The organism is Streptococcus caprae (assembly GCF_042649745.1).
Lineage (GTDB): Bacteria > Bacillota > Bacilli > Lactobacillales > Streptococcaceae > Streptococcus > Streptococcus caprae.
The window spans coordinates 95,848-96,101 of the sequence record NZ_JBHRZV010000049.1; the positions used below are offsets into that span (position 1 = coordinate 95,848).

Consider the following 254-nt stretch of genomic DNA (forward strand, 5'->3'; position numbering starts at 1 on the left):
TTGTATTCGTGGGATTTTCGGTCAAACTGGTTCATGATTTGGACACGCAGTCGGTTCATGGCCCTGCTCATGTGTTGGAGTAAAATAGTCCAGTGGACTATTTTAGCCTCGAGCTAAGAAATTCGAAAGCGAGGGGTGGAAACGATCAAGGACGATTTTAGCAGATGGAAATAGTTTCTTAGCGATGTCGTAGTATGGGCTGAACATGTCCATGGTGATGATTTTAACACGATTTCTGACGCTTCTCGGATAGC

At 44.5% G+C, this 254-nt stretch carries 1 pseudogene; it reads right to left on the reverse strand.

Annotated features, from left to right (window positions below):
- Positions 1 to 254 (reverse strand): annotated as a pseudogene (locus ACFORF_RS06735) (transposase); the annotation flags it as partial.